Origin of the sequence: uncultured Piscinibacter sp. (assembly GCF_937952055.1) — a bacterium.
Lineage (GTDB): Bacteria > Pseudomonadota > Gammaproteobacteria > Burkholderiales > Burkholderiaceae_C > Piscinibacter.
Window position 1 is genome coordinate 94,604 of the sequence record NZ_CALFYO010000010.1, and the last position, 25,547, is coordinate 120,150.

The 25,547-nt window shown below is 69.4% G+C and carries 24 protein-coding genes; 11 read left to right on the forward strand and 13 right to left on the reverse strand.

All coding sequences use genetic code 11. The features are described from left to right. Positions 1–12 precede the first annotated feature (12 nt). From Q0599_RS03275 to Q0599_RS03300, 6 genes are all read right to left on the reverse strand, one after another. On the reverse strand, positions 13–1,395 hold the full coding sequence (locus tag Q0599_RS03275; RefSeq protein ID WP_298825612.1) for an AAA family ATPase: 1,383 nt from the start codon (positions 1,393–1,395) through the stop codon (positions 13–15). Between the two features lie 45 nt (positions 1,396–1,440). Next, positions 1,441–1,602: a hypothetical protein gene (locus Q0599_RS03280; protein WP_298825615.1), complete on the reverse strand. Its 162-nt coding sequence runs from the start codon at positions 1,600–1,602 to the stop codon at positions 1,441–1,443. A 28-nt stretch (positions 1,603–1,630) separates the two neighbouring features. Next, positions 1,631–2,980, reverse strand: coding sequence for an amidase (locus tag Q0599_RS03285; RefSeq protein WP_298825618.1), 1,350 nt, complete (start codon positions 2,978–2,980; stop codon positions 1,631–1,633). 3 nt (positions 2,981–2,983) lie between these two features. Beyond that, on the reverse strand, positions 2,984–4,330 hold the full coding sequence (locus Q0599_RS03290) for a TRAP transporter large permease subunit (RefSeq protein WP_298825621.1): 1,347 nt from the start codon (positions 4,328–4,330) through the stop codon (positions 2,984–2,986). After that, positions 4,327–4,920 (reverse strand): TRAP transporter small permease subunit, encoded by a 594-nt coding sequence (locus Q0599_RS03295; RefSeq protein WP_298825623.1) that lies wholly within the window; start codon positions 4,918–4,920, stop codon positions 4,327–4,329. The genes Q0599_RS03290 and Q0599_RS03295 overlap by 4 nt, the downstream gene beginning before the upstream one ends. An 85-nt stretch (positions 4,921–5,005) precedes the next feature. After that, positions 5,006–6,172, reverse strand: a complete 1,167-nt coding sequence (locus Q0599_RS03300; RefSeq protein WP_298825626.1) for a TRAP transporter substrate-binding protein — start codon at positions 6,170–6,172, stop codon at positions 5,006–5,008. 310 nt (positions 6,173–6,482) lie between these two features. Here Q0599_RS03300 and Q0599_RS03305 point away from each other — a divergent pair, with 310 nt between their 5' ends. Continuing rightward, positions 6,483–7,103 (forward strand): 2-dehydro-3-deoxy-6-phosphogalactonate aldolase, encoded by a 621-nt coding sequence (locus Q0599_RS03305; RefSeq protein ID WP_298825629.1) that lies wholly within the window; start codon positions 6,483–6,485, stop codon positions 7,101–7,103. Here the strand turns inward: Q0599_RS03305 and Q0599_RS03310 are convergent. From Q0599_RS03310 to Q0599_RS03330, 5 genes are all read right to left on the reverse strand, one after another. After that, complete coding sequence (locus Q0599_RS03310) at positions 7,097–7,678, reverse strand: YceI family protein (RefSeq protein ID WP_298825632.1); 582 nt, start codon at positions 7,676–7,678, stop codon at positions 7,097–7,099. The two genes, Q0599_RS03305 and Q0599_RS03310, sit on opposite strands and share 7 nt — an antisense overlap. 12 nt (positions 7,679–7,690) lie before the next feature. After that, on the reverse strand, positions 7,691–8,257 hold the full coding sequence (locus Q0599_RS03315; protein WP_298825634.1) for a YceI family protein: 567 nt from the start codon (positions 8,255–8,257) through the stop codon (positions 7,691–7,693). Between the two features lie 38 nt (positions 8,258–8,295). Beyond that, the gene (locus Q0599_RS03320; protein WP_298825636.1) at positions 8,296–8,859 is read right to left on the reverse strand and encodes a YceI family protein; all 564 of its coding nucleotides are present in this window, start codon (positions 8,857–8,859) and stop codon (positions 8,296–8,298) included. A 14-nt stretch (positions 8,860–8,873) separates the two neighbouring features. Continuing rightward, a complete protein-coding gene (locus Q0599_RS03325; RefSeq protein WP_298825639.1) occupies positions 8,874–9,419 on the reverse strand; it encodes a cytochrome b in 546 nt (181 codons plus the stop codon). 149 nt (positions 9,420–9,568) lie between these two features. Further along, complete coding sequence (locus tag Q0599_RS03330) at positions 9,569–13,135, reverse strand: indolepyruvate ferredoxin oxidoreductase family protein (protein WP_298825642.1); 3,567 nt, start codon at positions 13,133–13,135, stop codon at positions 9,569–9,571. Between the two features lie 136 nt (positions 13,136–13,271). On the opposite strand from Q0599_RS03330, the gene Q0599_RS03335 reads away from it, so the two are divergent. After that, positions 13,272–13,823, forward strand: a complete 552-nt coding sequence (locus Q0599_RS03335; RefSeq protein ID WP_298825644.1) for an Lrp/AsnC family transcriptional regulator — start codon at positions 13,272–13,274, stop codon at positions 13,821–13,823. A gap of 54 nt (positions 13,824–13,877) precedes the next feature. Then, entirely contained in the window at positions 13,878–14,081 is a 204-nt protein-coding gene (locus Q0599_RS03340) for a hypothetical protein (RefSeq protein WP_298825647.1), read from the forward strand. Between the two features lie 15 nt (positions 14,082–14,096). On the opposite strand, the gene Q0599_RS03345 is transcribed toward Q0599_RS03340, so the two are convergent. Beyond that, positions 14,097–15,128, reverse strand: a complete 1,032-nt coding sequence (locus Q0599_RS03345; protein WP_367180892.1) for a murein transglycosylase A — start codon at positions 15,126–15,128, stop codon at positions 14,097–14,099. A gap of 307 nt (positions 15,129–15,435) precedes the next feature. Between Q0599_RS03345 and Q0599_RS03350 the strand changes: the two genes are divergently transcribed. From Q0599_RS03350 to Q0599_RS03360, 3 genes are read left to right on the forward strand one after another with little or no spacing between them, the layout of a single operon-like run. Continuing rightward, positions 15,436–16,674 carry a cation:proton antiporter gene (locus Q0599_RS03350; RefSeq protein WP_298825652.1) on the forward strand — a complete coding sequence of 413 codons (1,239 nt, stop codon included), beginning with the start codon at positions 15,436–15,438 and terminating at the stop codon, positions 16,672–16,674. Then, positions 16,671–17,795, forward strand: coding sequence for a YbdK family carboxylate-amine ligase (locus Q0599_RS03355; RefSeq protein WP_298825655.1), 1,125 nt, complete (start codon positions 16,671–16,673; stop codon positions 17,793–17,795). Before Q0599_RS03350 ends, Q0599_RS03355 begins: the two co-directional genes overlap by 4 nt. Beyond that, positions 17,792–18,571 (forward strand): gamma-glutamyl-gamma-aminobutyrate hydrolase family protein, encoded by a 780-nt coding sequence (locus Q0599_RS03360; protein WP_298825658.1) that lies wholly within the window; start codon positions 17,792–17,794, stop codon positions 18,569–18,571. The genes Q0599_RS03355 and Q0599_RS03360 overlap by 4 nt, the downstream gene beginning before the upstream one ends. A 57-nt stretch (positions 18,572–18,628) precedes the next feature. On the opposite strand, the gene apaG is transcribed toward Q0599_RS03360, so the two are convergent. Beyond that, entirely contained in the window at positions 18,629–19,003 is a 375-nt protein-coding gene (gene apaG, locus Q0599_RS03365; RefSeq protein WP_298825661.1) for a Co2+/Mg2+ efflux protein ApaG, read from the reverse strand. A gap of 57 nt (positions 19,004–19,060) precedes the next feature. Between apaG and rpe the strand changes: the two genes are divergently transcribed. From rpe to Q0599_RS26095, 5 genes are all read left to right on the forward strand, one after another. Then, positions 19,061–19,741 carry a ribulose-phosphate 3-epimerase gene (gene rpe, locus Q0599_RS03370; protein ID WP_298825664.1) on the forward strand — a complete coding sequence of 227 codons (681 nt, stop codon included), beginning with the start codon at positions 19,061–19,063 and terminating at the stop codon, positions 19,739–19,741. Positions 19,742–19,813: 72 nt separating this feature from the next. Then, positions 19,814–21,724 (forward strand): type IV pili methyl-accepting chemotaxis transducer N-terminal domain-containing protein, encoded by a 1,911-nt coding sequence (locus Q0599_RS03375; RefSeq protein ID WP_298825667.1) that lies wholly within the window; start codon positions 19,814–19,816, stop codon positions 21,722–21,724. After that, positions 21,721–22,389, forward strand: a complete 669-nt coding sequence (locus Q0599_RS03380; RefSeq protein ID WP_298825670.1) for a LuxR C-terminal-related transcriptional regulator — start codon at positions 21,721–21,723, stop codon at positions 22,387–22,389. The genes Q0599_RS03375 and Q0599_RS03380 overlap by 4 nt, the downstream gene beginning before the upstream one ends. Before the next feature lie 224 nt (positions 22,390–22,613). Beyond that, positions 22,614–23,864, forward strand: a complete 1,251-nt coding sequence (locus Q0599_RS26090; RefSeq protein ID WP_367180893.1) for a nitrate/nitrite transporter — start codon at positions 22,614–22,616, stop codon at positions 23,862–23,864. Between the two features lie 27 nt (positions 23,865–23,891). Continuing rightward, on the forward strand, positions 23,892–25,544 hold the full coding sequence (locus tag Q0599_RS26095; protein WP_367180894.1) for an antiporter: 1,653 nt from the start codon (positions 23,892–23,894) through the stop codon (positions 25,542–25,544). Positions 25,545–25,547: the final 3 nt, after the last annotated feature.

A 25,547-nucleotide genomic window follows, 5' to 3' on the forward strand; every position in this document is an offset into this window, starting at 1 on the left:
AGTCCGGTCCACTCAGGCGCCGATGGCGATCGGCGCGGGTTCGGCCGGCGCCAGCGTCTCGTCCACCGGCAGCGCGGCGAAGCCGTCGCGCACGCCGGTCAGCCGTGCCAGCAGCGCCTCCAGCTTGGCCAGCGTCTGGCGCCGGTTGCCCAGCAGCGTCGCCGCCAGCGAGGGCGGCAGCCAGACGCGGCCGGTCAGCGTGCCTTCCAGTGTCGCCAGGGCGCCGCGCAGACCGTCCAGCGGCTGCGCAGCGCGTGCCGCCACCTCGTCGACCTGCGCCAGCCGCGCGGCCACGTGCACCGGGCTCCAGCGACGGCGCATCGTCTCCTCCAGCGCGGCAGAGACGATGCGCAGCATGCCGTCGTCCTTCGCGCCGCCGATCGAACGGGCCAGCGCGAGCTTGCCGGCACTATCGTCGCCGCCCTCGGCCGGCATGGAGAGCTCGATCTCGAGCTGCTTCTCGAAGGCCTCGACGGCGCGCGTGAGCCAGGGTGCGTCCTGCAAGGCCGCCTGGGCGACTTCTGTGACGAACCAGTCGTGCAGCGTCGCCACCTGCGCCGGCTGCGCTGCCACCACGTAGGGCACCAGCCAGAGGTCGAGTGCATCGACCGCAGTGCGGCCCTCGGTGTAGGCCGCGCTGCGCAGCAGCCCGACGAGCTGGCGCCAGCGCCGGTCGGACACCACGATGCCGTGCGAGCCGCAGAAGCCGCGCAACGCGCCGAGCCCCGCCAGCACCTCGTCGGGCAGGGCGACGCGATCACGCTGCGCAAGCGCCTCGTGCAATGCCTCCGGCGCGATCGGCAGCGCGGGCGCCTGCGGGCGGGCGTCGAGCGTGAGCAGGGCGGCGAAGGCCTCGTCGCTGACGCCCGCCACCGGCACGCGCACCAGGAAGCGGTCGTAGAAGGCCATCAGCGCCTCCTCGGCCGGCACCTCGTTGGTGGCTCCGACCACGCTGATCAGCGGCGCGCGGACACGGGCGCTGCCGTTGTCGAACTCGCGCTCGTTGAGCAGCGTGAGCAGCGCGTTGAGGATGGCCGAGTTGGCCTTGAACACCTCGTCGAGGAAGGCAACGCTGGCGGTGGGCAGGTAGCCGTCGACGAGCCGCTCGTAGCGGTCGTGCTCCAGCGCCTTCAGCGACAGCGGGCCGAACAGCTCCTCGGGGGTGGAGAAGCGCGTCAGCAGCCGCTCGAAGTAGCGCGCGCCGGCGAAGGCACGATGCAGTCGCCGCGCCAGCTCGCTCTTGGCGGTGCCGGGCGGGCCGATCAGCAGCACGTGCTCGCCGGCCAGCGCGGCGAGCAGCGCGAGGCGCACGGCAGAGTCACGCTCAAGCAGGCCTTCTTCGAGCTGCGCGATCAGCGCGGCCAGGTACGCGCGGTCGTGGAGGGCGGCATTCATGCGCCGATTCTGGCGCGATTCACGCCAGCGGCCACCCCGACGCGGTCAAGTGTCCTTCTCGTTGCGCGCGTGCCAGAGGTCGACCAGCATCAGCGCGACGCCGACCAGCACCACCGCGATCAGCGAGACTTCCTTGACCTTGAACACGATGCTGCCGAGGAACGCGATCATCAGCAACGCGCCGAGCAGTCCGAATACCAGCTTCATGGCTGTCTCCAGGATACGGGTTGGGGGGTCATGCGCAGGCGTCCTGCACGGTGCGCACCAGCCAGCGCGCGGTGCGCAGCAGCCGCGCATCGTCGCCGCGCCGTCCGACGATCTGCACGCCAATCGGCAGCCCGTTGGCGCCGTGCAGCAGCGGCAGGCTCAGGCAGGGCAGCCCGAGGAAGGTCCACAGGGTGCACATGATCGGGTCGCCGGTGGCCTCCAGCCCCGCCGGGGCGGTGCCCAGCGTGGCTGGCGTGACGATGGCGTCGAAGCTGTCGAACACCGTGTCGAAAGCCTCGTTCAGCACCGGCACACGTTCGAGCGTGCGGCGATAGTCCACCGCCGTCACCTGGCGGCCGCGCTCGATCTGCGCGCGCAGGGAGGCCGAGAGCTGCTCGCGGCCGTTCTCGTATTCGGCCGCGAACGAGCCTGCGAGATCGGCCTCCATCACCAGCTTTTGCCAGCCGATCGCATCGGCTGCGCTGCCCGGCAACTCGAACGGCGCGATGCGGCCTTCGAGCAGCGATCGCAGTTCGTCGAAGGCGGCGCGCGCATCGGGCTCCACACGCTCCCAGAAGGGCGTGGCCACCCAGGCCAGCGTGGGCGGCAGGGCCGGGTCGCTGCTCGCCGTGCGCAGCAGCGGCGGCATGGCACGCAGCCGGGTCGCCGGGTCGGCCGCGTCGTGACCGGCCAGCACCTGGGCAAGCAGCGCCACGTCTTCCACGCTGCGGCCGAACACGCCCACCGCGTCGAGCGGCGGCGATTGCGTGAGCACGCCGCTGCGCGGGATCAGCCCGGCGCTCGGCTTGTAGCCGACGACGCCGCAGAACGACGCCGGCCGGATCACCGAGCCGTTGGTCTGCGTGCCGATGGCCAGCGGCACCATGCCCGCGGCGACGGCGGCGGCCGAACCGCTGGACGAGCCTCCCGGCGTGTGGCCGGGGTGATGCGGGTTGCGCGTCTTCCCGGGAGCGTAGGTGGCGAGCTCGGTGGTCACCGTCTTGCCCATCACCAGCGCCCCGGCGGCGCGCAGCGCCCGCACCACGTAGGCGTCGGTGCGCGGTTGGCGGCCGGCGTGGAGCACGGTGCCGTTCTCGGTGGGCAGGTCGGCGGTGTCGATGATGTCCTTCACCCCCACCGGGATGCCGAACAGTGCCGCGTCGGGCTCGCCGAGCTGGTGCCCCTCGTCGGCCGCTTCGGCCTGCGACAGCACATGGGCACGGTCCAGATGCGCCCAGGCCTGCACCTGCGGTTCGACCTGCTCGACGCGCGCGAGAAGCGCTTCGGCGTAGTCGCGCGCCGAGAACTCGCCCGCCGACATGCGGCCGGTGGCCTCTACGGCGCCCATGGCGACCAGGATTGCGGGGTCGATCGCCATGCGTCAGCGGCTGTAGAGCACGCCCGGCAGCCAGGTCACCAGCGACGGGAAGACGTACATCATCGCCATCGCGACGAAGACCATCGACACGAACGGCAGGCAGCCCTTGAAGATCGTCACCAGCTGAACGTGCGGAGGCGCCACGCCCTTCAGGTAGTAGGCCGACATCGCCATCGGCGGCGTGAGGAACGAGGTCTGCAGGTTCAGCGCGACGAGAATGCCGAAGAAGATCGGGTCCACGCCGAAGTGCTCCAGCAGCGGCAGGAAGATCGGCACGAAGATGATGATGATCTCGCTCCACTCCAGCGGCCAGCCGAGCACGAAGATGATCACCTGGGTGAGCAGCAGGAAGGTGACGGTGTTCAGGTCCAATCCGAGCACGAAATCCTTCACCAGCGCCTCGCCGCCCAGGTAGCTGAAGATCGACGAGAAGGTCCACGATCCGACGAAGAGGTAGCACACCATCGCCGAGGTGCGCGCCGTCAGGTACACGGCCTCGCGCAGCTTGTCCCAGGACATGGCACGGTAGGCGGCGGCCAGCACCACCGAGCCCAGCGCACCGATCGCCGCGGCCTCGCTCGGCGTGGCCAGGCCGAAGAGGATCGCGCCGAGCACGGACATGATCAGCACCGCCAGCGGCACGAAGGCCTTGAACAGCAGCACGACCACCTGGCCGAAGGCCATCGGCGACACGTCGTCGGGCATGCGCGGCATCAGGTTGCGGTTGAGCAGGGCGCGCACCACCACGTAGGCCATGTACAGGCCGGCGAGCAGGAATCCCGGGATCAGCGCCGCCGCATACAGCTTGACCACCGACACGCCCGCCGTGGCGCCGTAGACGATCAGCATGATCGACGGCGGGATCAGGATGCCCAGCGTGCCGCCGGCGCAGATCACGCCGGCCGAGATGCCCTGGTCGTAGCGCGCCTTGAGCATCGCCGGGAAGGCGAGCAGGCCCATCAGCGTGACCACCGCGCCGACGATGCCGGTGGCCGTGGCGAACAGCGCGCAGGTGACCAGCGCCGCGATCGCCATCGCGCCCGGCACGCGCCGGAACGCCACCTGCAGGCTGAGGAACAGCTGGTCGAGGATGTTCGAGCGCTCGATCATGTAGCCCATGAACAGGAACAGCGGGATGGCGACGAGGATGTCGCTGTTCATCACGCTGAAGGTGTTCTGGGTGAACAGGTAGAAGACGCGGTTGTCGAAGAAGGCCTGGTCGGGCTGCCAGTAGGCGTAGAAACCGAACGCCACGCCCATCGCCATCAGCGTGAAGGCGATCGGGAAGCCCAGCATGATGATGAAGATGAACAGGCCCAGCATCAGCAGGGCGAGCTGGGGATTGCTCATGACTGGGCTCCGGCGTTGTCGGTGGGCGCGGCGTGGGAGTGGATCAGTTGGCTTTCCAGCTCCTCGACGTCGTGCAGTCGCGGCGGCCAGGCGCCCTCCTTCAGGCACAGCAGGCAGCGCAGCACCTCGGCGATGCCTTGCAGCGTCAGCAGCACGCCCGCGGCCGGGATCAGCAGCTTGAGCGGCCACACGGGCACACCTACCGGGCTGTTCACGCTGACCTCGCGGATCGCGAAGGACTCGTGCCCGTAGCCCCAGCCGGCGATGACCAGGGCCAGCACGCCGGGAAAGAAGAAGATGAAGTACAGCACCAGTTCGACCGTCGCCTGCGTGCGCGGTCGCCAGCGGCGCGAGAACACGTCCGCGCGCACGTGGCCGCCGCGCGACAGCGTGTAGGCGCCCGCCATCAGGAACATAGCGCCGTACAGGATGTAGCTGAGGTCGAAGGCCCAGCTGGTCGGGTCGCGCAGCACGTAGCGCACGAACACCTCGTAGCTGACGCCCAGGGTCAGGATGACGATGCTCCAGGCGAACGCATGGCCGACCGACTTGTTCAGCAGATCGATCGTGCGAATGACATCGCGAATCATGGGAACTCCTCACGAAGAAGGGAGGCTCACCGGCCTCCCTTCGTGGAAACGGGTCGGGCCGCCCAGGGCGGCCGCCCGTGGCGGGTCAGGACAGACCCGGGATCTTGCCGTGGATGTGCTCGTAGCCGAGCTGGTAGTCGGCCTCGTTGAGGAACATGTACTTGGCCACGCGCTTGGACCAGGCACGCTGGCTGTCGACCACCCTCTTGAAGAACGGATCCTCGTCGGAAAGCTTCTTGGTGACCACGTCCCAGGCCTTGATCTGCGCGTCGAACACGGCCTTCGGCGTGCGCAGCACGTTGATCTTGTCCTTGTTGATCAGCTCGTCCAGGTCCTTCGAGTAGTTGTCCATCGCCGTCCACCAGTTGGACGACGAGGCTGCTTCGGCCGCATAGCGCAGGATGGCCTGCAGGTCCTTGGGCAGCGAGTCGTGCTTCTTCTTGTTGAAGGCGATTTCGAAGAACTCCATCGCCTGGTGGAAGCTGCCCATCATGTAGTTCTTCGCCACGTCCTGTGCGCCGAAGCGGCGGTCGGAGGTCGGGTTGTTGAACTCGAAGGCCTCGATCACGCCGCGGTCCATCGCCGGCACGATTTCGCCGCCGGGCAACTGCGTGACCTTGCATCCGACTTCCTGCATCAGGTCGGCCGCCAGGCCCACGGTGCGGTACTTCAGGCCCTTCAGATCGTCGGCGCTCTTGATCGGCTTCTTGAACCAGCCCAGCGGCTGGGTCGGCATCGGCATCGCGAAGTAGCCCACGACGTCGAGGTTGATCTTCTTCAGCAGCTCCTGGTACATCTCCAGGCCGCCACCCCGGTAGATCCAGGCCAGCGTCTGCGGCGCATCGCAGCCGTTGATCGGGCCCGAGCCGAACAGCGAGGCCACCTTGCTCTTGCCGTACCAGTACACCGGCACGCCGTGGCAGGCGTCGAGCACGCCCTTGCTGGTGGCGTCCATGACCTCGAACGGCTTGACCACTGCGCCACCGATCAGGTAGTCGATGCGCAGGCGGCCGCCGGCCATCTCGTTGACGCGCTTGACGTACTCCTCGGCCATCTCGTTGAAGATGTCCTTGGCACCCCAGGCGCCCTGCATCTTCAGCACCACCGGCGACTGTGCAACGGCCACCATCGGTGCCGTCAGCGCCGCAGCGCCAGCCACGCCCGCAGCGGCCGAGCCGAGGAACCGGCGACGGGACGGCCGCTCCTCTCGAGCGGCAGGCTGTTGAGCAACGGTCGAAGTCTTTTCGGTCATCCTGGCCTCCAGGTCTTGGTGTGATCGGTTAACTAACGGCAGACGCCGCCCAAGGCGGCAGCACTGCCGCGCGACGCGACGATCGCGTCCGTGCCCTCGTACCTTACCGACGGGCCCGACAATTGGGGCGGGGGGTAACCCGAGATGTGGCTTCTACGTAGAGACCCTTTCGAGGCGCTGGTCCCTCGGGCGACGGGTCAAAAAACCCCAGTCCAACCCGGCAGTCAAAACTGTTTCGACCCCGTCGGCGACCGCGGGCGCGCATGCCTGTGAAGTCGCGCGCATGGTTCCATCGCCTAGCATTGCCGGCATGTCTGCCCCCAGCATCGCCGCGCCGCCCCTGGCCGCCATCCTGCGTGGCCTCGAGCCCGAGCGTGCCGCGGAGGTGGCGCGCGTCCTGTTCGACGCTGGCTTTCGCATCGTGGAGGTGCCGCTGAACCGGCCCGGCGCGCTGGAATCGATCACTGCCATCGCGCGGATGGCGCCGGCCGACGTGCTGGTCGGCGGCGGAACGATGCTCACGCCGGCCGACGTCGATGCCGTGCATGCTGCCGGTGGCCGGCTGATGGTGGCGCCGAACTGCCAGCCGGCGGTGATTGCGCAGGCCAGGCAGCGCGGCATGGTCGCGGCACCGGGCGTGGCCACGCCGAGCGAGGCCTTTGCCGCGCTGGACGCGGGCGCCCATGTGCTGAAGCTGTTTCCGGCCGAGGTCGTCGGTGCGCCGGGCCTCAGGGCGATGGCTTCGGTGCTGCCGGCAGGCACCGCGCTGTGGCCGGTCGGGGGCATCACCCCGGAAAGCCTGGCCGTTTGGGTGAAGGCGGGCGCCACCGGTTTCGGACTCGGCAGCCAGCTGTTCCGGCCGGGCATGGCGCTGGCCGACATCGACCGCGCCGCTCGCGCGTTCATGGACGCCTGGTCAGGCGCTCACTGATCGCGGATCGCCTCGACCTGGACCAGCAGGCGCACGCGGTCGGCCACCAGCGGCAGTCCGAAGCTGATGTCGTAGTCGCTGCGGCGCAGCTCGGCTTCGAAGTCGCCGCCGCACCACTCGCGCTTCAGCAGCGGATGCATGCCGCAGGAGAAGCGCTGCGCGAGCAGCGCGAGCGGCCGGCTGATGCCGCGCAACGTCAACTCGCCGCGCACCTCGCGAAGCCGGGCGCCCTCGTACACGAAGTGCTCGGCGACGAAGAAGGCGTCGGGGTGCTCGTCGCTGGCCAGCATGTCGGCCTGGCGCAGGCGGCCATCGAGCACCGGCAGGCCGGTGCTGACGACGCGCGTGGGCACGCGCACCGTCACCTCGCCGCGCGCGGCCGTTCGGTCCAGCCTCGCGAAGCCCTCCAGGGGGCCGAAACGGCCGCGCAGCGTGGAGGTGCCGAAGTGCATCACCTCGAAGTGCACGAAGCTGTGCGCGGGGTCGAGGCGGTAGACCGCCGGCTGGGCGCCGGCGGGCGCACCCAGCGCCGCCAGCAGGGCGGCGAGGGCGATGTGCTTCGGCGGGCGCGACACGGCCCGATCCGTCTACTGCCTGATGGCCTCGATCTGAATCAGCAGGCGGATGTTGTCCGGAATGCCCGGCAGGCCGTAGGTCATGCCCCACTGGCTGCGCGTGATCGTGGTCTCGAAGTCGCCGCCGCAGACCTCGCGCTTGAGCATCGGGTTCTGGTAGCAGTTGAAGTTGCTGGCCTTCAGCGTGACGGGGTGGGTCTTGCCCAGCAGCGTCAGCGAGCCGCTGACCTCGCCGACCTTGTCGCCCTCGAAGACGAACTTGTCGCCGACGAACTTCGCGGTCGGGTTGACGGCGGCGTCGAAGAAGTCCTTGCTCTTCAGGTGACCGTCCAGCGGGCCGACGCCGGTGCTCACCGACGCCATGTCGATGGTGATCTCGGCCTTGCCGCTCTTGCCGGCACGGTCGAACTGCACGGCGCCCTCCTTGCGATCGAAGCGGCCGCGCAGCGTCGAGGTGCCGAAGTGCCTGGCCTCGAAGGTCACGAAGGTGTGAGCCGGGTCGATGCTGTAGGTGGCGCTCTGCGCCTGTGCGAGACCGGCAGCGGCCAGCAGGGCGGCGGCGAGCAGGGACTTGGTCATGGGCAATCCTCTCCTGTGCATGGATGATGGGGATGAACTCAGAGCGCGCCGATGCCTGTCAGCGCCAGCTTGAACTTGACCTGGACGTCGTTGGCGACCATCGAGGTGTCCTTCCAGTCGCCGTCACCGATCTTGAAGTCGAGGCGCTTGATGGCGAACGTGCCGCTGGCGGTGGTCGTGCCGCCGGCCTGCGCCAGCGCGACCGGCACGACGACGTTCTGCGTGGCGCCCTTGATCGTCAGGCGGCCGGCCACCTCGTACCTGCCCGCGCCGGTGGCCTTCACTGCGGTGCTCTGGAAGGTGGCCTGCGGAAACCTCCTGGTGTCGAACCAGTCCGGCTTGGCCACCTCGGCCTCCGTCTCGGTCACGCCCAGCGACACGCTGGCCAGGTCGATGGTGAAGCCGATCTTCGCGGCTTCGGGCTTCTTCGGGTCGAAGGCGACCTGCGCCTCGAACCTGCGGAACCTGCCGTCGACCGGCACGCCCATCTGGCGGCTGGTGAAGGCGATCTCGCTGGTCGCGGGCACCAGCTGCTGGGCACAGGCCGGCGCCGCGAACGTCGCGGCGAGGGCGAGCATGCTGACGAGCAGGTAGGTCTTCATATCAGGGGATTCCGTCAGGCGCGACCGGGGCGCATGCGGGCGAGCAGCCCGTCGCGGTCGATCAGATGGTGCTTGAGCGCGGCGCCCACGTGCGCCAGCACCAGCACGGCCATCGTGTAGGCGAGGATCTTGTGCAGAGGCTTGATGGCCTCGGCCAGTTCCTTGTCCGCCGCCACGAAGTCGGGCAGCGGCAGCACGCCGAAGACGACGACGGGAAAGCCGGCGGCCGAGCTGTAGGCCCAGCCGGCCAGCGGCACGGCGAAGAAGAGCAGGTACAGCAGCCGGTGCACGGCGTGCGCGGCTTTGCGCTGCCAGGCCGGCATGGCGAGGTCGGGCGGCGGGCGGTGCGTCAACCGCCACAGGAGCCGGATGACCGACAGCGTGAGGATCACGATGCCGGCCCACTTGTGCCAGTTGTAGAGCTTGAGGCGCTGCGGCGAGACGGGAAGCTCCGTCATGTACAGGCCGACGACGAACGAGCCGAGCAGGGCCAGCGCCAGCAGCCAGTGCAGGGCGATCGCGGTGCCGGTGTAGCGCTCGGGCAGGGGGCGTTCGGTCATGGTCGTCGCTCCGTGAAGCCGGGGCACGGCACTCTAGGCCGCGACCGTTCGATGGCACTTCACGGCACTTGATGTGACCGTTCAAAAACACTGCCGGTTCGCCACCCGGCGGCCGGCAGTTGTGACGCCTTGTGTCGGCGCCCTGCGCTTCAGGCGGCGCGACGCTGTGCGAGCGCGCGCCATTGCGACATCAGGGTCTCCCACTTGGGTCGCGCCGCCGCGAGATGGCGCGCCTTCACGTGGCCGAAGCCGCGGATCTCCTCGGGGAGGCGCGCGATCTCCACCGCCTGGGCGAGGTTGGTGGCCGCAAGCGAGGCCAGCAGTTCATCGATGCAGGCGCGGTACTCGCCGACCAGCGCGCGCTCGGTCCTGCGCTCGTCGGTGCGCCCGAAGGGGTCGAGCGCCGTGCCGCGCAGGCCCTTGAGCTTCGCCAGCAGCGTAAAGGCGCTGCGCATCCAGGGACCGTACGGCTTCTTCTGCAACTCTCCCTTGTCGTTGGCCTTGGCCAGCAGCGGCGGCGCGAGGTGGTGCACCAGCTTCACGTCGCCCTCGAACATCTCGGCGAGCTTCGCCGTGAAGGCCGGATCGGTGTGCAGCCGCGCCACCTCGTACTCGTCCTTGTAGGCCATCAGCTTGAAGAGATAGCGCGCCACCGCTTCGGTCAGCTTCGTGCTCGCCAGCGGCGCCTCGGCGGCGCGCACCTTGTCCACGAAGGCGCGGTACTGAGCGGCATAGGTGCCGTCTTGGTAGCCGGTGAGGAACTCCACGCGGCGGGCGATCACCTCGTCCAGCGAGGGCTTCTTGACGAACTCGATCACCGCCGCGGCGGCGAACAGCGACTGCACCGCCGCGAGGTCGTGCGCGCAGCGGCGGCCCCACTCGAAAGCGGCCTTGTTGTTCTCCACCTGCACGCCGTTGAGTTCGAAGGCGCGCATCAGCGCCGCGTGGGTGAGGGGCACGCGCCCCTTCTGCCACGCATAGCCGAGCAGCAGCGGGTTGGTGTAGATCGAGTCGCCCACCAGCTGCACGGCGGCCCGCTCGGCGTCGAAGCCGCCGACCATCTCGGCGCCCACCGCCGCGGCCAGCGCCGCTTCGCAGCTGCCGCCGGGGAACTGCCAGTCGGGGTTGCGCACGAAGGCGGCGGTGGGCGTGCCGTGCGTGTTCAGCGCCACGAAGGTGCGGCCGTCGCGCATCACGCTCATCGTGTACTTGTTCGCGCCGACGATCGCATCGCAGGCGATCACCAGATCTGCCTTCGCGGTGTCCACCTTGGTGGTGTGGATAGCCTCGGGCCGGTTGGCGATCTGGATGTGGCTCCAGGTGGCGCCGCCCTTCTGCGCCAGGCCGCCGGCATCCTGCGTGACGACGCCGCGGCCTTCCAGGTGCGCAGCGACGCCGAGCAACTGGCCGAGCGTGATGACTCCGGTGCCGCCGACGCCGCCGACCACGATGCCCCAGGGCTTCTCGGTCAGGGGCAGGCTCGGCTCGGGCAGAGGCGGCAGGGCCGAGAGGTCGCCCTTCTTCTCCTTCTTCGCCTTCTTCAGCGTGCCGCCTTCGACGGTGACGAAGCTCGGGCAGAAGCCCTTCACGCAGGAGAAGTCCTTGTTGCAGGTGTTCTGGTTGATGCGCCGCTTGCGGCCGAATTCGGTTTCCACAGGCTCGACCGACAGGCAGTTGCTCTGCACCGAACAGTCGCCGCAGCCCTCGCACACCAGTTCGTTGATCACCACCGTCTTGGACGGCGTGGCCAGCTTGCCACGCTTGCGGCGGCGGCGCTTCTCGGTGGCGCAGGTCTGGTCGTAGATGATCGCCGTCGTGCCCGGGATCTCGCGGAACTGGCGCTGGATCGCGTCGAGCTCGTCGCGGTGGTGCACGGTGACGCCCGGCTCCAGCGCGACGCCGGTGTACTTCTCCGGCTCGTCGGTCACGATCACCAGCTTCTTCACGCCCTCGGAGACGAGGCTCTTCTGGATCTGCAGCACCGAGTGGCCTTCCGGACGCTCGCCGACCTGCTGGCCGCCGGTCATCGCCACCGCGTCGTTGTAGAGCACCTTGTAGGTGATGTTGACGCCCGACGCGATGGCCTGGCGGATCGCCAGCAGCCCGCTGTGGAAGTAGGTGCCGTCGCCGAGGTTGGCGAACACGTGGCGGTCCTTGGTGAACGGCGCCTGGCCGACCCAGGCGACGCCCTCGCCGCCCATCTGGCTGAAGGTGCTGGTGCTGCGGTCCATCCACACGGACATGAAGTGACAGCCGATGCCGGCCATTGCCCGCGAACCCTCCGGCACGCGCGTGCTGGTGTTGTGCGGGCAGCCGCTGCAGAACCACGGCAGGCGATCGCCGGTGTCGGCCTTCATCGCGGCCATGGCGCGCTCGCGCTGGGCAATCACGTCGAGCCGCGCGTCCATGCGCGCCGCTGTCTCGCTGCCTTCGGGCGCGAAACCGAGCTTCTTCAGCCGCTTGGCGATCGCCTTGGCGATGATGGCCGGCGTCAGGTCGGCCTTGGCGCGCAGCAGCCAGTTCTCGCTCGGGTTGGGCATGGACCACTCGCCGCCGGAGAGGTCGCCCTCCGGCTCGTCGAACTTGCCCAGCACGTTGGGGCGCACGTCGGGCCGCCAGTTGTAGAGCTCTTCCTTGAGCTGGTACTCGATGACCTGGCGCTTCTCCTCGACGACCAGGATCTCCTGCAGCCCCTTTGCGAACTCGCGCGTGATGGTGGCGTCCAGCGGCCACACGACGTTGACCTTGTGCAGCCGGATGCCGAGGCGCCGGCAGGTGTCGTCGTCCAGGCCCAGGTCGGCGAGCGCCTGGCGCGTGTCGTTGTAGGCCTTGCCGCTGGCGATGATGCCGAAGCGGTCGTTCGGCCCCTCGATGACGTTGTGGTTGAGGCGGTTGGCGCGCACGTAGGCGAGCGCCGCATACCACTTGTGGTCGAACAGGCGCGCCTCCTGCTCGAGCGCGGCGTCGGGCCAGCGGATGTGCAGGCCGCCCGGCGGCATGGTGAAGTCCTCGGGCAGCACGATCTTCACGCGGTCGGGGTCGACGCTCACCGAGGCGCTGGACTCCACCACCTCCTGGATCGTCTTCATGCCCGACCAGACGCCGGCGTAGCGGCTCATCGCGAAGGCGTGCAGGCCCATGTCGAGGATGTCCTGCACGCTGGACGGGAAGAACACCGGCAGCCCGCAGGCCTTGAAGATGTGGTCGCTCTGGTGCGCGGCGGTGCTGCTCTTGGCCACGTGGTCGTCGCCGGCGATGGCGATCACGCCGCCGTGCCTGGCGGTGCCGGCCATGTTGGCGTGCTTGAAGACATCGGAGCAGCGGTCCACGCCCGGGCCCTTGCCGTACCAGATGCCGAACACGCCGTCGTACTTCTTCGCTTCAGGGTAGAGGTCGAGTTGCTGCGTGCCCCACACTGCGGTGGCGCCGAGCTCCTCGTTGACGCCCGGCTGGAAGACGATGTGGTTGGCCTCGAGGTGCTTCTTTGCCGCCCACAGCGCCTGGTCGTAGCCGCCGAGCGGGCTGCCGCGGTAGCCGCTGATGAAGCCGCCGGTGTTCAGCCCTGCGACTGCGTCGCGCTGGCGCTGCAGCATCGGCAGCCGCACCAGCGCCTGCACGCCGCTCATGAAGGCGCGGCCATGGTCGAGGCTGTACTTGTCGTCGAGCGATGCGCTCTCCAGCGCTTTGCGGATCGCCTCGGGAAGGGGTGCGTTCATGACCAGCTCCGTGGTGGGGCGAGGCACAGTGTAGAGATTCGGCGCCGTGAAGTGCTTTCTTTCATTGCCCGAGTACGGCTATGCGGAGAAAGAGTCTTGCTTGAAGTGTCGAAAACATTCGAGAATCGCGCTCGGTATGGTCACTTCAGGGAAAACCCCAGCGTCCAGCGGCGAGCCCGAGACCCATGGCGCGGCACTCGATCGCTATGACATTGCCATCCTGCGCGCCCTGCAGCAAGACGCACGCCTGTCGAACGCCGAACTGGCCACGCGCATCGGCCTGTCGGCGGCGCCGACCTGGCGCCGCGTGCGCTGGCTGGAAGAGCATGGCTTCATCACCGGCTACCGCGCCGAGATCGACCGCCGCAAGATCGGCCTGGGTGTGCTGGCCTTCGTGCGCATCGACGCCGACCGCAACACCGCCGCGGCGACGCGCGAGCTGGAGGACGCCATCCGGCGCATTCCCGAGGTGATCTCCTGCCACTACATCTCGGGCTCGGGCACCTTCGAGCTGCAGGTGATGGCCACCGACCTGGACGCCTTCTCGCGCTTCGCGCTCGACGTGCTGATGGGCCTGCCGCACGTGAAGGACCTGCACACCAGCTTTTCCCTCGGCGAGGTGAAGTCCGGCGGCGCGCTGCCGCTGGGCCATCTGCGTGGCGCCGCCGAGACGTCGGGGGCGCGATGAGTCCGCCCTGGCGCGCTGGGCGATGCGCTGCTGGGCAGCGACCCGCGCCAGCGTGTGCGCGCCGCGCGCTGCCTGCTCGCCTGCGCGCTGATGGTGTACAGCGTCGGCAGCAAGGCCTGCTTCGTCTGGGTGGGCATGGCGCCGGGCCGGCCGGTGGCGTGGCTCGCGCTGGTGGCGGTGGCCTTTTCGGCCGGCCTCGCGGCGCTCGCGCCCGGGCAGACACTGGCGCAGGCGGTCAGCGGGCCGACCGGACGGTGATGGCCTGACCTCGCTTCAGCGCGGCCACAGCACCCACATGCGCAGCGGCTGCTTCATGCGCCCGGCCTGCGCCTCGGCCTCCTTGCCCCAGCCCCAGAAGTAGTCGGCGCGCACCGCACCGGTGATCGCGCTGCCGGTGTCCTGCGCCATCACCAGTCGGCGCAGTGGCGTGCTCGACAGCGGCTCGGTGGTGTCCAGCCACACCGGCGTGCCGTAGGGCACCGACTGCGGATCGACCGCGATCGAGCGTCCCGGTGTCAGCGGCACGGCCTGCGCACCCTTCGGGCCCACCTGCGGGTCGGGCAGCGGCTCCTCCTTGAAGAACACGTAACGCGGGTTGCTCCACAGCAGCTCCTGGACCCGTTTCGGGTTCGACCTCGCCCAGGCCCTGATGGCCGGCCACGAAGCCTGCTCGGGCCGCAGCTCGCCCTGCTCGATCAGCCAGCGGCCGACCGACTTGTAGGGCTGGTCGTTGTGGCCCGCGTAGGCCACGCGCACCTGGCGGCGCGTGCCGTTGCCCTCCGACAGCAGCAGCCGGCCGGAGCCTTGCACCTGCAGCAGCAGCGCATCGAGCGGATCGGCCACGTAGGCGAGTTCGCGCCCGCGCAGCGCCGCCTGCGCGGCCGGCAGCGTGTCGATCTGCTGGCGCGTCCACCAGGGCTTGCGCGTGGCAAGGTCGTCGGGCAGCGCGTGCAGCGGCACGCGGAAGGCCGCGCGCGGCTGGCGCTGCGCCTCGATCAGCGGCTCGAAGTAGCCGGTGGCCAGGCCTTCGATCGTGCCGTCGGGCGCCTCGACACGGTAGGGCCGCAGCCGTGCCTGCAGCCAGGCGCGGGCGTCGGCGTCGTTGCCCGGCTGGAAGCCGCGCGCCGCCACGCAGACGCCTTCCCAGCCCGGCGCGGGCTTGTCGCAACCGCGCTGCAGTGCAGGCCAGAGTTCGCGCGTGGCGTCGGTGGACCAGCCGGGCAGCTCGGACCAGTCCGCCGGCAGCCAGCGCGAGCGCGCACGCACGATGGGAGCGTCGGCCGCTGCGGGGGGGGCCGTGACCATCGGGCGCTGCGCTGCAACGGAGGCCGGCGCAGCCGGTGGCGAGGGCTCCGGCTCCACGGCGCAGGCGGCGAGTCCGCCTAGAATCCACGCGCCGATCGACACGCGGCAGAGAGACATAGTCATGTGGCTGATTCTGCTGGAAGCGCTGGGGGCGCTGGTCATCCTGCTGCTCATCGTCTGGTGGACGATGTTCTCGGGTCGCTCGCGCGGCGAGCGCCGTCGAGACGCGGATGAGTAGCCGGAGCGTGGCCGGCGAGGACGGTCGGAACCGAGGCAACCCGTTTCGGCCCGGCACACGGAGACAAGCATGTTGACGGAGTTTGCTGCCTACCTGCAGGTGGAGCCCTGGCCGCCCGTGCCCGACGCGATGTTCTGGTCGGCGCTCGCGCTGGTGGCCGGTGCGCTGCTCGGCGAGGGGGTGCAGCGCGGGCTCGGCCTGCCGCGCATCGTCGGCTACAGCGTCGTCGGCATGGCGATCGCGCTGTCCGGGCATGGCCTGGCCGACGGCCGCCTCGGCGGCAGCCTGCGGCTGATCGTCGACCTCGCACTGGCCCTGCTGCTGTTCGAACTCGGCAGCCGCCTGCGCCTGCGCTGGCTGCGCATCAACCCGGCCCTGCTGTGGACCAGCGGCGCCGAAACGCTGCTCAGCTTCGCGGCGATCGTCGCCGCTCTCGCCTGGCTGGGCATGGAGACGCCTCTCGCGCTGGCCTGCGCCACCATCACGGTGGCGGCGTCGGGCGCGGTGGTCGGACGTGTCGCCACCGAGCTCAAGGCCGAAGGGCAGGTCACCGAGCGCATGCTGATGCTGACGGCACTGAACACGCTGTTCGCGGTGCTGGTGCACAAGCTGGTGATCGGCTGGCTGTACCTGGACCGCGCCGGCAACTGGGGGCAGGCGATCGCGCAACCCCTCTACACCTTCGGCGGCTCGGTGCTGCTGGCCTTCCTGCTCGCCGGGCTGGTCGCCTGGGTGGCGCGGCGGCTCGACCTGCGCAACGAGAATTCGGTGCTGCTGCTGCTGGGCATGATCGTGCTCGCGCTCACGTTGGCACGCGCGTTCAGCCTCTCGACGCTGCTCGTGCCGCTGCTCGCCGGCGTCGTGCTGCGCAACAGCACGGAGCGGCCCTGGGTGTGGCCGCGTCACTTCGGCACCGCCGGCGGCGTGCTGGTGCTGATGCTGTTCGTCGTCGTCGGTTCGGCCTGGTCGGTGCAGGCCCTGGCGCTGGGCGCGGCGGGCGCGCTGCTGCTGCTGGCGGCGCGGGGGCTGGCCAAGGCGGTCGCGGTGATCGGCCTGGCGCGCTGGAGCGGCATCGAGACGCGCCAGGGCGTCGCGCTGACGCTGACGCTGATGCCGGTGTCCGGCACGGCGCTGGTGCTGTTCGCCGACCTGCACTTCAATCATCCCGATCTCGCCATCACGATCGCCCCGGTGGTGCTCACCGCCGTCGCGGCGATGGAGCTGGCCGGACCGCTGGCCGTCCAGTGGGGGCTGCGGCTGGCCGACGAGGATCATCCGGCCCACCGTCCGCCGGGAGCGCGCGCATGAGCCTCGGGCCCTTCGCCGAATCGCGCTCGCTCACGCTCGGCGTGGAGCTGGAGCTGCAGATCGTCAACACGCACGACTACGACCTCTCGCCCAGCGCGCGCGACCTGCTGCGACTGATGGGCTCGCGCAAGATCCCCGGCGCGGTGACGCCGGAGATGACCAACAGCATGATCGAGCTGTGCACCTCGGTGTGTGCCAGCCATGCCGAGGTGCTGGCCCAACTGACCGAGACGCGCGATGCGCTCGTCGAATGCGCCGACAGGCTCAACGTCGGGCTGTGCGGCGGCGGCACGCACCCGTTCCAGCAGTGGAGCGAGCGGCGCATCTTCGACAAACCGCGCTTCAAGCAGCTCTCCGAGCTGTACGGCTACCTGTCCAAGCAATTCACCATCTTCGGCCAGCACGTGCACGTCGGCTGCGCCGGCCCCGATCAGGCGCTCGTGCTGCTGCACGGGCTGTCGCGCTTCATCCCGCACCTGATCGCGCTGTCGGCCTCCTCGCCTTTCGTGCAGGGCACCGACACCGGCTTCCACTCCGCGCGCCTGAACTCGGTGTTCGCTTTCCCGCTGTCGGGACGGGCACCGTTCGTGTTGCGCTGGGAGGACTTCCTCGTGCACTTCGAGAAGATGGCGCGCACCGGCGTCGTCAAGAGCATGAAGGACTTCTACTGGGACATCCGGCCCAAGCCCGAGTACGGCACGATCGAGGTGCGCGTGCTGGACACGCCGCTGACCATCGAGAAGTCGGCCGCGCTGGCCGCCTACATCCAGTGCTTGGCGCGCTGGCTGCGTGTCGAGCGGCCCTACGAGCCGGCCGAGGACGACTACCTGCCCTACACCTTCAACCGCTTCCAGGCCTGCCGCTTCGGGCTCGACGGCATCTTCGTCGACCCGAAGAGCGGCGAGCAGCGCACGCTGCGCGAGGACATCGAGGCCAGCTTCGCGGCGCTGGAGATCCACGCCATGGAGCTGGAGGCGGAGGACGCCATCCGGCTGCTGCGCAACGAGCTGGTCGGCGACGGCAACGACGCCAGCTGGATCCGCACCGCCTGGGAGCGCGAGCACCTGCTGCCCGAGGTGGTGCGCCAGCAGTGCCTGCGGTGGGAGGGCCGCCCCCTGTGAACCCTGCGCCGTTGCGCATCGGCCTGTCGGCGCGGCTGCTGCACCAGCCGCCGGCCGAACTGGGCTTCCGCAACAAGACGCTGCAGTACCTCGAGCAGTCGATCGCGCATTGGGTGATGGCGCATGGCGCGCTGGCGCTGATGCTGCCCACGCTGGGCTACGACGCCGAGGTGTCGCGGCGCAAGGTGTCGGTGCACCACTACGTCGACTTGCTCGACGGGCTGGTGCTGCAGGGCGGCGCCGACGTCAGTCCGAGCAGCTACGGCCAGCAGCCGCTGCGGCCGGAATGGTCGGGTGACCTGGTGCGCGACCGCTACGAGATGGAGCTGCTCGAGGGCTTTCTGGCCAAGGGCAAGCCGGTGCTGGGCATCTGCCGTGGCTCGCAGCTGCTCAACGTCGCCTTCGGCGGCACGCTGATCCAGGACATCCCGACGCAGCGGGCTGCCTCGCGCGACCACGTCGACCCGTTGCTGTACGACAAGCTGCACCACGAGGTGCGCTTCGAGCAGGACGCGCGCCTGGCCGAGCTCTACGAAGGCCGGCCGGGAGGCCTGGTGACGAGCATCCATCACCAGGCCGTCGACCGCCTCGGCGCCGATCTCGTGGTCGAGGCACGTTCGACCGAGGATGGCGTCGTCGAGGCGATCCGCGCACGCGGGTCGGCCTTCGTGGCCGGCGTGCAGTGGCATCCCGAGTTCCACGCCGGCGTGCCCGGACTGCTCAGCGGCACGCCCCTGATGGAGGCCTTCCTCGACGCGGCGCGTGCTGCGCGCTGAGCGGCCTCGTCCCGCCCGGAGCGCTCCGGCCCCGGCCCGCGCCCGCCCTCGGGCGGCTCAGTGCAGCGAGGACGCGGTGGTCAGCCCGAACTCGGGCACCGGCGAGTCGAAGGGGTGCGCGTCCTCGGTCATGCAGAAGAAGGTGCCGCGCATCGTGCCGTGCGGCGTGGCCAGGCGCGTCCAGCTCGTGTACTCGAAGCTCTCGCCGGGCTGCAGCAGCGGCTGGTGGCCGACCACCGCGAGGCCGCGCACCTCTTCGACGTGGCCGTCGGCGTCGGTGATGACCCAGTGGCGCGCGATCAACTGCGCGGTCACGTCGCCCGTGTTGCGGATGGTGACGGTGTAGGCGAACGCATGCTGGCCGTTCGCCGGGTCGGACTGCTCGGGCAGCGGCCGCACGGCGACGGTATTGGTGAACTCGGGGCGTGACATGCGAACGCATTCTAGGAGCGCACCTAGAATTCCCTCGCATTCACAAGCCCATCCGCCATGAGCACCTATCGAATCGCCCCCAGCATCCTCTCTGCCGACTTCGCCCGCCTCGGCGAGGAGGTGCGCGACGTGCTCGCGGCGGGCGCCGACTGGATCCACTTCGACGTGATGGACAACCACTACGTGCCGAACCTGACCTTCGGCCCGATGGTCTGCGAGGCGCTGCGCCAGCATGCGGTGACGCCGGCCGGCCACCGCGCGCCGATCGACGTGCACCTGATGGTGCAGCCGGTCGATGCGCTGGCGCAGGCTTTCGCCAGGGCAGGCGCCGACCTGGTCAGCTTCCACCCCGAGGCCAGCGCGCATGTCGACCGCACGCTGCAGCTCATCAAGTCCGAGGGCTGCCAGGCCGGCCTGGTGTTCAACCCGGCCACGCCGCTGGACGTGCTGGACTGGGTGCTCGACAAGGTCGACCTGGTGCTCATCATGAGCGTCAACCCCGGCTTCGGCGGGCAGAGCTTCATCCCCGCGGCGCTGAAGAAGATCGAGCGTGCGCGCCGCCTCATCGACGCCAGCGGCCGCGACATCCGCCTGGAGGTCGACGGCGGCATCAAGATCGACAACATCCGCGCCGTGGCCGACGCCGGCGCCGACACTTTCGTGGCCGGCAGCGCGATCTTCGGCCAGCGCGACTACAAGGTCGTCATCGACGCGATGCGCGCGCGGCTGGGCCGCTGAATCGGCGCGGGCCGGACGCTCGGGCTTGACCGGAATCAAGACGAGAGCCGGACCGCTGTCTAGACTGCGCCCATGGCCCGCTCCCGCGCCTGGACCCTCGGCACCAAGCTCGCCCTGGTGGCGGCGCCGTTCCTGCTGCTCGCGTTCACCTCGATCGGCCTGACGCTGTGGGTGTCGTGGCAGCTCGACGGCGGCGCCGCGGCGGTCAACGAAGCCGGCCGCATGCGCATGCAGGCCTACCGCATGGCGCTGTCGGTGGCGAGCGTGGACCGCGACGTGCTGCCGTCGCAGGTGGCCGAATTCGATCGCAGCGTGGCCCTGCTGCGCCACGGCGACCCGGAGCGGCCGCTGTTCCTGCCCTGGGACGAGAAGGTGGCGGAGCGCTTCGACCGCGTCGAGGCCGACTGGCGGCACTTTCGCGCGCGCTGGACAGTGGCGCCGCCGGCCTCGATCGCCGGCCTGCGCGAGGAGAGCGCGGCGTTCGCCGGGCACATCGACGCGCTGGTCGCCGCCATCGAGGCGCACATGTCGCGCTGGACGGCGCTGATGCACCTGCTGCAGACGGCGATGATGGTGCTCGCGGTGGTCGGGGCCGCCGTGCTGGTCTACAGCGGCTACCGCTTCGTGCTCGAGCCGGTGGGCGATCTCAAGCGCGCGATCGAGGGCATCCAGGGGGGCGACTTCTCGACCCGCGTCGACCGCCCCACGCGCGACGAGTTCGGCACGCTGGCCGACGGCTTCAACGGCATGGCCGAGAACCTGCAGCAGATGTACCGCGGGCTGGAGGCCAAGGTCAGCGAGAAGACCGCGCAGCTGGAAGAGAAGCGCGAGCGCCTGCAGGTGCTCTACGACGTGACTGCGCTGGTGGCGGGCGCCAGCGCGCTGGAGCCGCTGGCGCGGAACTTCGCGCAGCGCGTGCGCGAGGCGGTGCATGCCGACGCGGTGGCGTTGCGCTGGTCGGACGAGACGCAGCAGCGCTACCTGATGCTCGCCAGCGAGGGGCTGCCCGTGGCCATGGCCGAGGGCGAGCACTGCCTGCACGCCGGCCAGTGCCACTGCGGCGTGACCGACGGCGCCGCGCACGGCGTGCGCGTGATCCCGCTGCGCAGCGAGGCGGCCGCCATGCCGCACTGCCGCGAGGCCGGCTTCGAGACGGTGGTGTCGGTGCCGATCCGCCAGCACGAGCGCGTGATGGGCGAGATCGACCTGTTCTTCCATGCCCAGTACACCCTCAGCGACGCGGAGCGTTCGCTGCTCGAGGTGCTCGCCGCGCACCTGGCCGCGGCGATGGAATACCTGCGCCTGAACGCGCTGGAGAAGGAGGCCGCGGTCTCTCAGGAGCGCAGCTTCATCGCGCGCGAGCTGCACGACTCGATCGCGCAGTCGCTCGCCTTCCTGAAGATCCAGGTGCAGCTGCTGCGCGAGGCGCTGCGCAGCGGCGACGCCCAGCGGCTCGAGCAGGTGGTCGCCGAGATCGACACCGGTGTGCGCGAGAGCTACGGCGACGTGCGCGAGCTGTTGATGCACTTCCGCACGCGCAGCAGCGGCGAGGACATCGAGCCCGCGCTGCAGACCACGCTGCGCAAGTTCGAGCACCAGAGCGGCCTGCGCGCCGAGCTGCAGATGCACGGCCACGGCTTGCCGCTGCCGCCCGATTTGCAGCTGCAGGTGCTGCACATCGTGCAGGAGGCGCTGTCCAACGTGCGCAAGCATGCCCATGCGACGCGGGTGTGGGTCGATGTGCAGCAGCAGCCGCAGTGGCGCTTCGAGGTGCGCGACGACGGCATCGGCTTCGACGTCGAGCAAGGCGCCCCCGACGAGACGCATGTCGGACGACGCATCATGGCCGAGCGCGCCGAGCGCATCGGCGCGCAGCTCGAGACCTTCTCGGTGGCCGGCCGAGGCACCTCGGTGGTGCTGACGCTGCCGGCCGGCACCGCGGCGCGCGCCGCCGACGCCGCCGACCTGCGGGACGCGGCATGAGCGCCGACACGGTCCGTATCCTCGTCGTCGACGACCACACGCTGTTCCGCCGCGGGCTGATGGCGCTGCTCTCGCTCGATCCGCAGTTCCAGGTGGTCGGCGATGCCGGCGACGCCGGGCAGGCGCAGCGCCGCGCGCTCGAGCTGCAGCCGGACCTGATCCTGCTCGACAACCACCTGCCTGGCGTGAACGGCGTCGACGCGCTGCCCGCGCTGCGCGAGGCGGCGCCGGCGGCGCGCGTGATCATGCTCACCGTCAGCGAGGACGAGCAGGACCTCGCCGCTGCGCTGCGCAACGGCGCCTGCGGCTACCTGCTCAAAACCACCGAGGGCGACGCGCTGGGGCATGCGATCCGTCGCGCGATGCGCGGCGAGAGCGTGATCGCCGAGGAGATGACCGGCAAGCTGGTGGCGGCCTTCCGCGGCGCCGGCACCTCGCAGGCGGACGGGCCGGAGCCGGCCGCGTCGCCGCTGGCACAGCTGTCGCCGCGCGAGCGCGAGATCCTGCGCGGCATCGCCCGCGGCGAGAGCAACAAGGAGATCGCGCGCTCGCTGGGCATCGCGGAGACCACGGTGAAGATCCACGTGCAGCACGTGCTGCGCAAGCTCGACGTGAGCTCGCGCGTGCAGGCCGCGGTGCTTGCCACCGAGCAGGGCCTGGGCTGAAGGCCCTGCGCCGCGGGCCATGCGCGAGGCGGGGCGTCTGCCGTCCTGACCGGCGGCACGCGCCGGGTTGATGCGGATCAACGATCGGCCATCACTAGTTCTTCCGGAGGATGCGCCGCGTCAGCGCATCGTCCTTCCGCCGCGCGTCGCGCGTTCCACCGCAGGATGCCGTCGCGGCAGCCCCGTTCCTACAGTGACGGCATCACTGAGGAAGGGGTTGAACCATGACTCGACAACGACAGGCGCTGTCCGTGCTGATCGTCAGCACGTTGGCATTCACCGTCTGCTTCATGGTCTGGATGATGTTCGCGGTGATCGGCATCCCGATCCGCAAGACCTTGGGCTTGAACGCGACCGAGTTCGGCTTGCTGACCGCGATGCCGGTGCTCAGCGGATCGCTGGTTCGCGTGCCGCTGGGCATCTGGACCGACAAGTACGGCGGCCGGATCGTCATGGCGGTGCTGCTGGCCATCACGATCCCGGCCATCTGGGCGATGGCCTACGCCACGCAGTTCTGGCAGTTCCTCTCCATCGGCCTGGTGCTGGGACTGGCCGGCGGCTCGTTCTCGGTCGGCACGCCCTACGTCGCGCGCTGGTTCCCGAAGAACCGCCAGGGCTTCGCGATGGGCGTGTTCGGCGCCGGCAACTCGGGCGCGGCAGTCAACAAGTTCGTCGCGCCGGCGCTGGTCGTCGCGTTCGGCTGGACCATGGTGCCGCAGGTCTACGCTGCGGTCATGCTGGGCACGCTGATCGTGTTCTGGATGTTCAGCCACAGCGACCCGGCGCACCTCGTGCCGGCGCACACCAAGTTCGTCGACCAGCTCAAGGCGCTGAAGGACCCGCGGGTGCTGAAGTACTGCCAGTACTACAGCATCGTGTTCGGCGGCTATGTCGCGCTGTCGCTGTGGATGGTGCAGTACTACGTCGGCGAGTACGGCCTGGACATCCGCGCCGCGGCGCTGCTCGCGGCCTGCTTCTCGCTGCCCGGCGGCGTGCTGCGTGCGATCGGCGGCTGGCTGTCCGACAAGTACGGCGCGCACCACGTCACCTGGTGGGTGATGTGGGTGAGCTGGATCTGCCTGTTCCTGCTGTCCTACCCGCAGACCGACTTCACCATCCTCACCGCCAACGGTCCGAAGACCTTCCACATCGGCCTGAACGTCTACGTGTTCACGCTGCTGATGTTCCTGCTGGGCATCGCCTGGGCGTTCGGCAAGGCCAGCGTCTTCAAGTACATCAGCGACGACTACCCGCACAACATCGGCACCATCAGCGGCATCGTCGGCCTCGCCGGCGGCCTGGGTGGCTTCGTGCTGCCGATCATGTTCGGCGCGCTGATGGACCTCACCGGCATCCGCTCCAGCGCCTTCATGCTGATGTACGGCGTGGTCTGGGTCTCGCTGATCTGGATGTACTGGACCGAGGTGCGCAAGACCGAGGTCATCGGCCCCCGCTCGCAGGCCTTCGCCCGCTGAGCGTCACCTCCACCACGGAGTCACACCATGAATACCACGACTGCGGGCAGTGCACAGGCACGGCCCACCAGCGGCGCCGACATCGTCGACTGGCGCCCCGAGGACGATGCCTTCTGGGAGAGCACCGGGAAGAAGATCGCCTACCGCAACCTCTGGATCTCGGTGCCCGCGCTGCTGTGCGGCTTCGCGGTCTGGGGCATGTGGGGCATCATCACGGTGCAGATGCTCAACCTGGGCTTCCCGTTCAGCCAGGCCGAGCTCTTCACGCTGACCGCCATCGCCGGCCTGGCCGGGGCGACGATGCGCATCCCGGCGTCGTTCCTGATCCGTCTGGCCGGCGGGCGCAACACCATCTTCCTGACCACCGCGATGCTGCTGGCGCCGGCCATCGGCACCGGCATCGTGCTGCAGCACAAGGACTGGCCGCTGTGGGCCTTCCAGCTGATGGCGCTGTGGTCGGGCGTGGGCGGCGGCAACTTCGCCAGCTCGATGTCCAACATCAGCACCTTCTTCCCGAAGCGGCTGCAGGGCACGGCGCTGGGCCTGAATGCCGGCCTGGGCAACTTCGGCGTCACTACCATGCAGGTGGTGATCCCGCTGGTGATGACGATGAGCATCTTCGGCGGTCTCGGCGGCGAGTCGATGACACTGGTGAAGGACAGCGGCTGGATCTTCGGCAAGATCGCCGCGGGCACGCCAACCTGGATCCAGAACGCCGGCTTCGCTTGGCTGTTGTCGCTGGTGCCGCTGTCGGTGCTGTGCTTCTTCGGCATGAACAACCTGGCCACGGTCTCGCCCAACATCGGCGGCACGATCCCGGCGTTCCTGAAGATCATCTGGCTGTACACCTTGTCCTTCGTGCCGGCCGGCATCGGGCTCTACCTCTACCTGCCCAAGCCCACCGGGCTCGGCCTGCTGAACCTGTGGGTTGCCCTGCCGCTGATCATCGTCGCCACGCTGTTCACGATGAAGCTGACGGCCTTCGGCACGATGAAGGACAACATCGCCAAGCAGTTCGCCATCTTCGGCAACAAGCACACCTGGTCGATGACCGCGCTGTACATCGTGACCTTCGGCTCATTCATCGGCTTCTCGATGGCGCTGCCGCTGGCGATCACGGTGATCTTCGGCATCAGCCACGTGCCCGATGCCAACGGCGTGATGCAGCACACGCTGAAGAACCCGAATGCGCCCTCGGCGCTGACCTATGCATGGATCGGACCCTTCGTCGGTGCGCTGATCCGTCCGGTGGGCGGATGGATCTCCGACAAGGTCGGCGGCTCCATCGTCACCCAGGTGATCTCGGCGGTGATGGTGGCGGCCTCGGCCGGGGTCGGCTACGTGATGCTGCTGGCCTACCAGTCGGCCACGCCCGAGCAGTACTTTCTGATCTTCATGTCGCTGTTCGTGGTGCTGTTCGCTGCCAGCGGCATCGGCAATGGCTCGACCTTCCGCACCATCGGCGTGATCTTCGACCGCCAGCAGGCCGGCCCGGTGCTGGGCTGGACCTCCGCGGTGGCGGCGTACGGCGCCTTCATCGCGCCGGTGGTGATCGGCGGACAGATCAAGGCCGGCACGCCGCAGTTCGCGATGTACGGCTTCGCCGCCTTCTATGCCGTGTGCCTGGTGCTGAACTGGTGGTTCTACCTGCGCGCCAACGCCTACGTGAAGAACCCCTGAGGA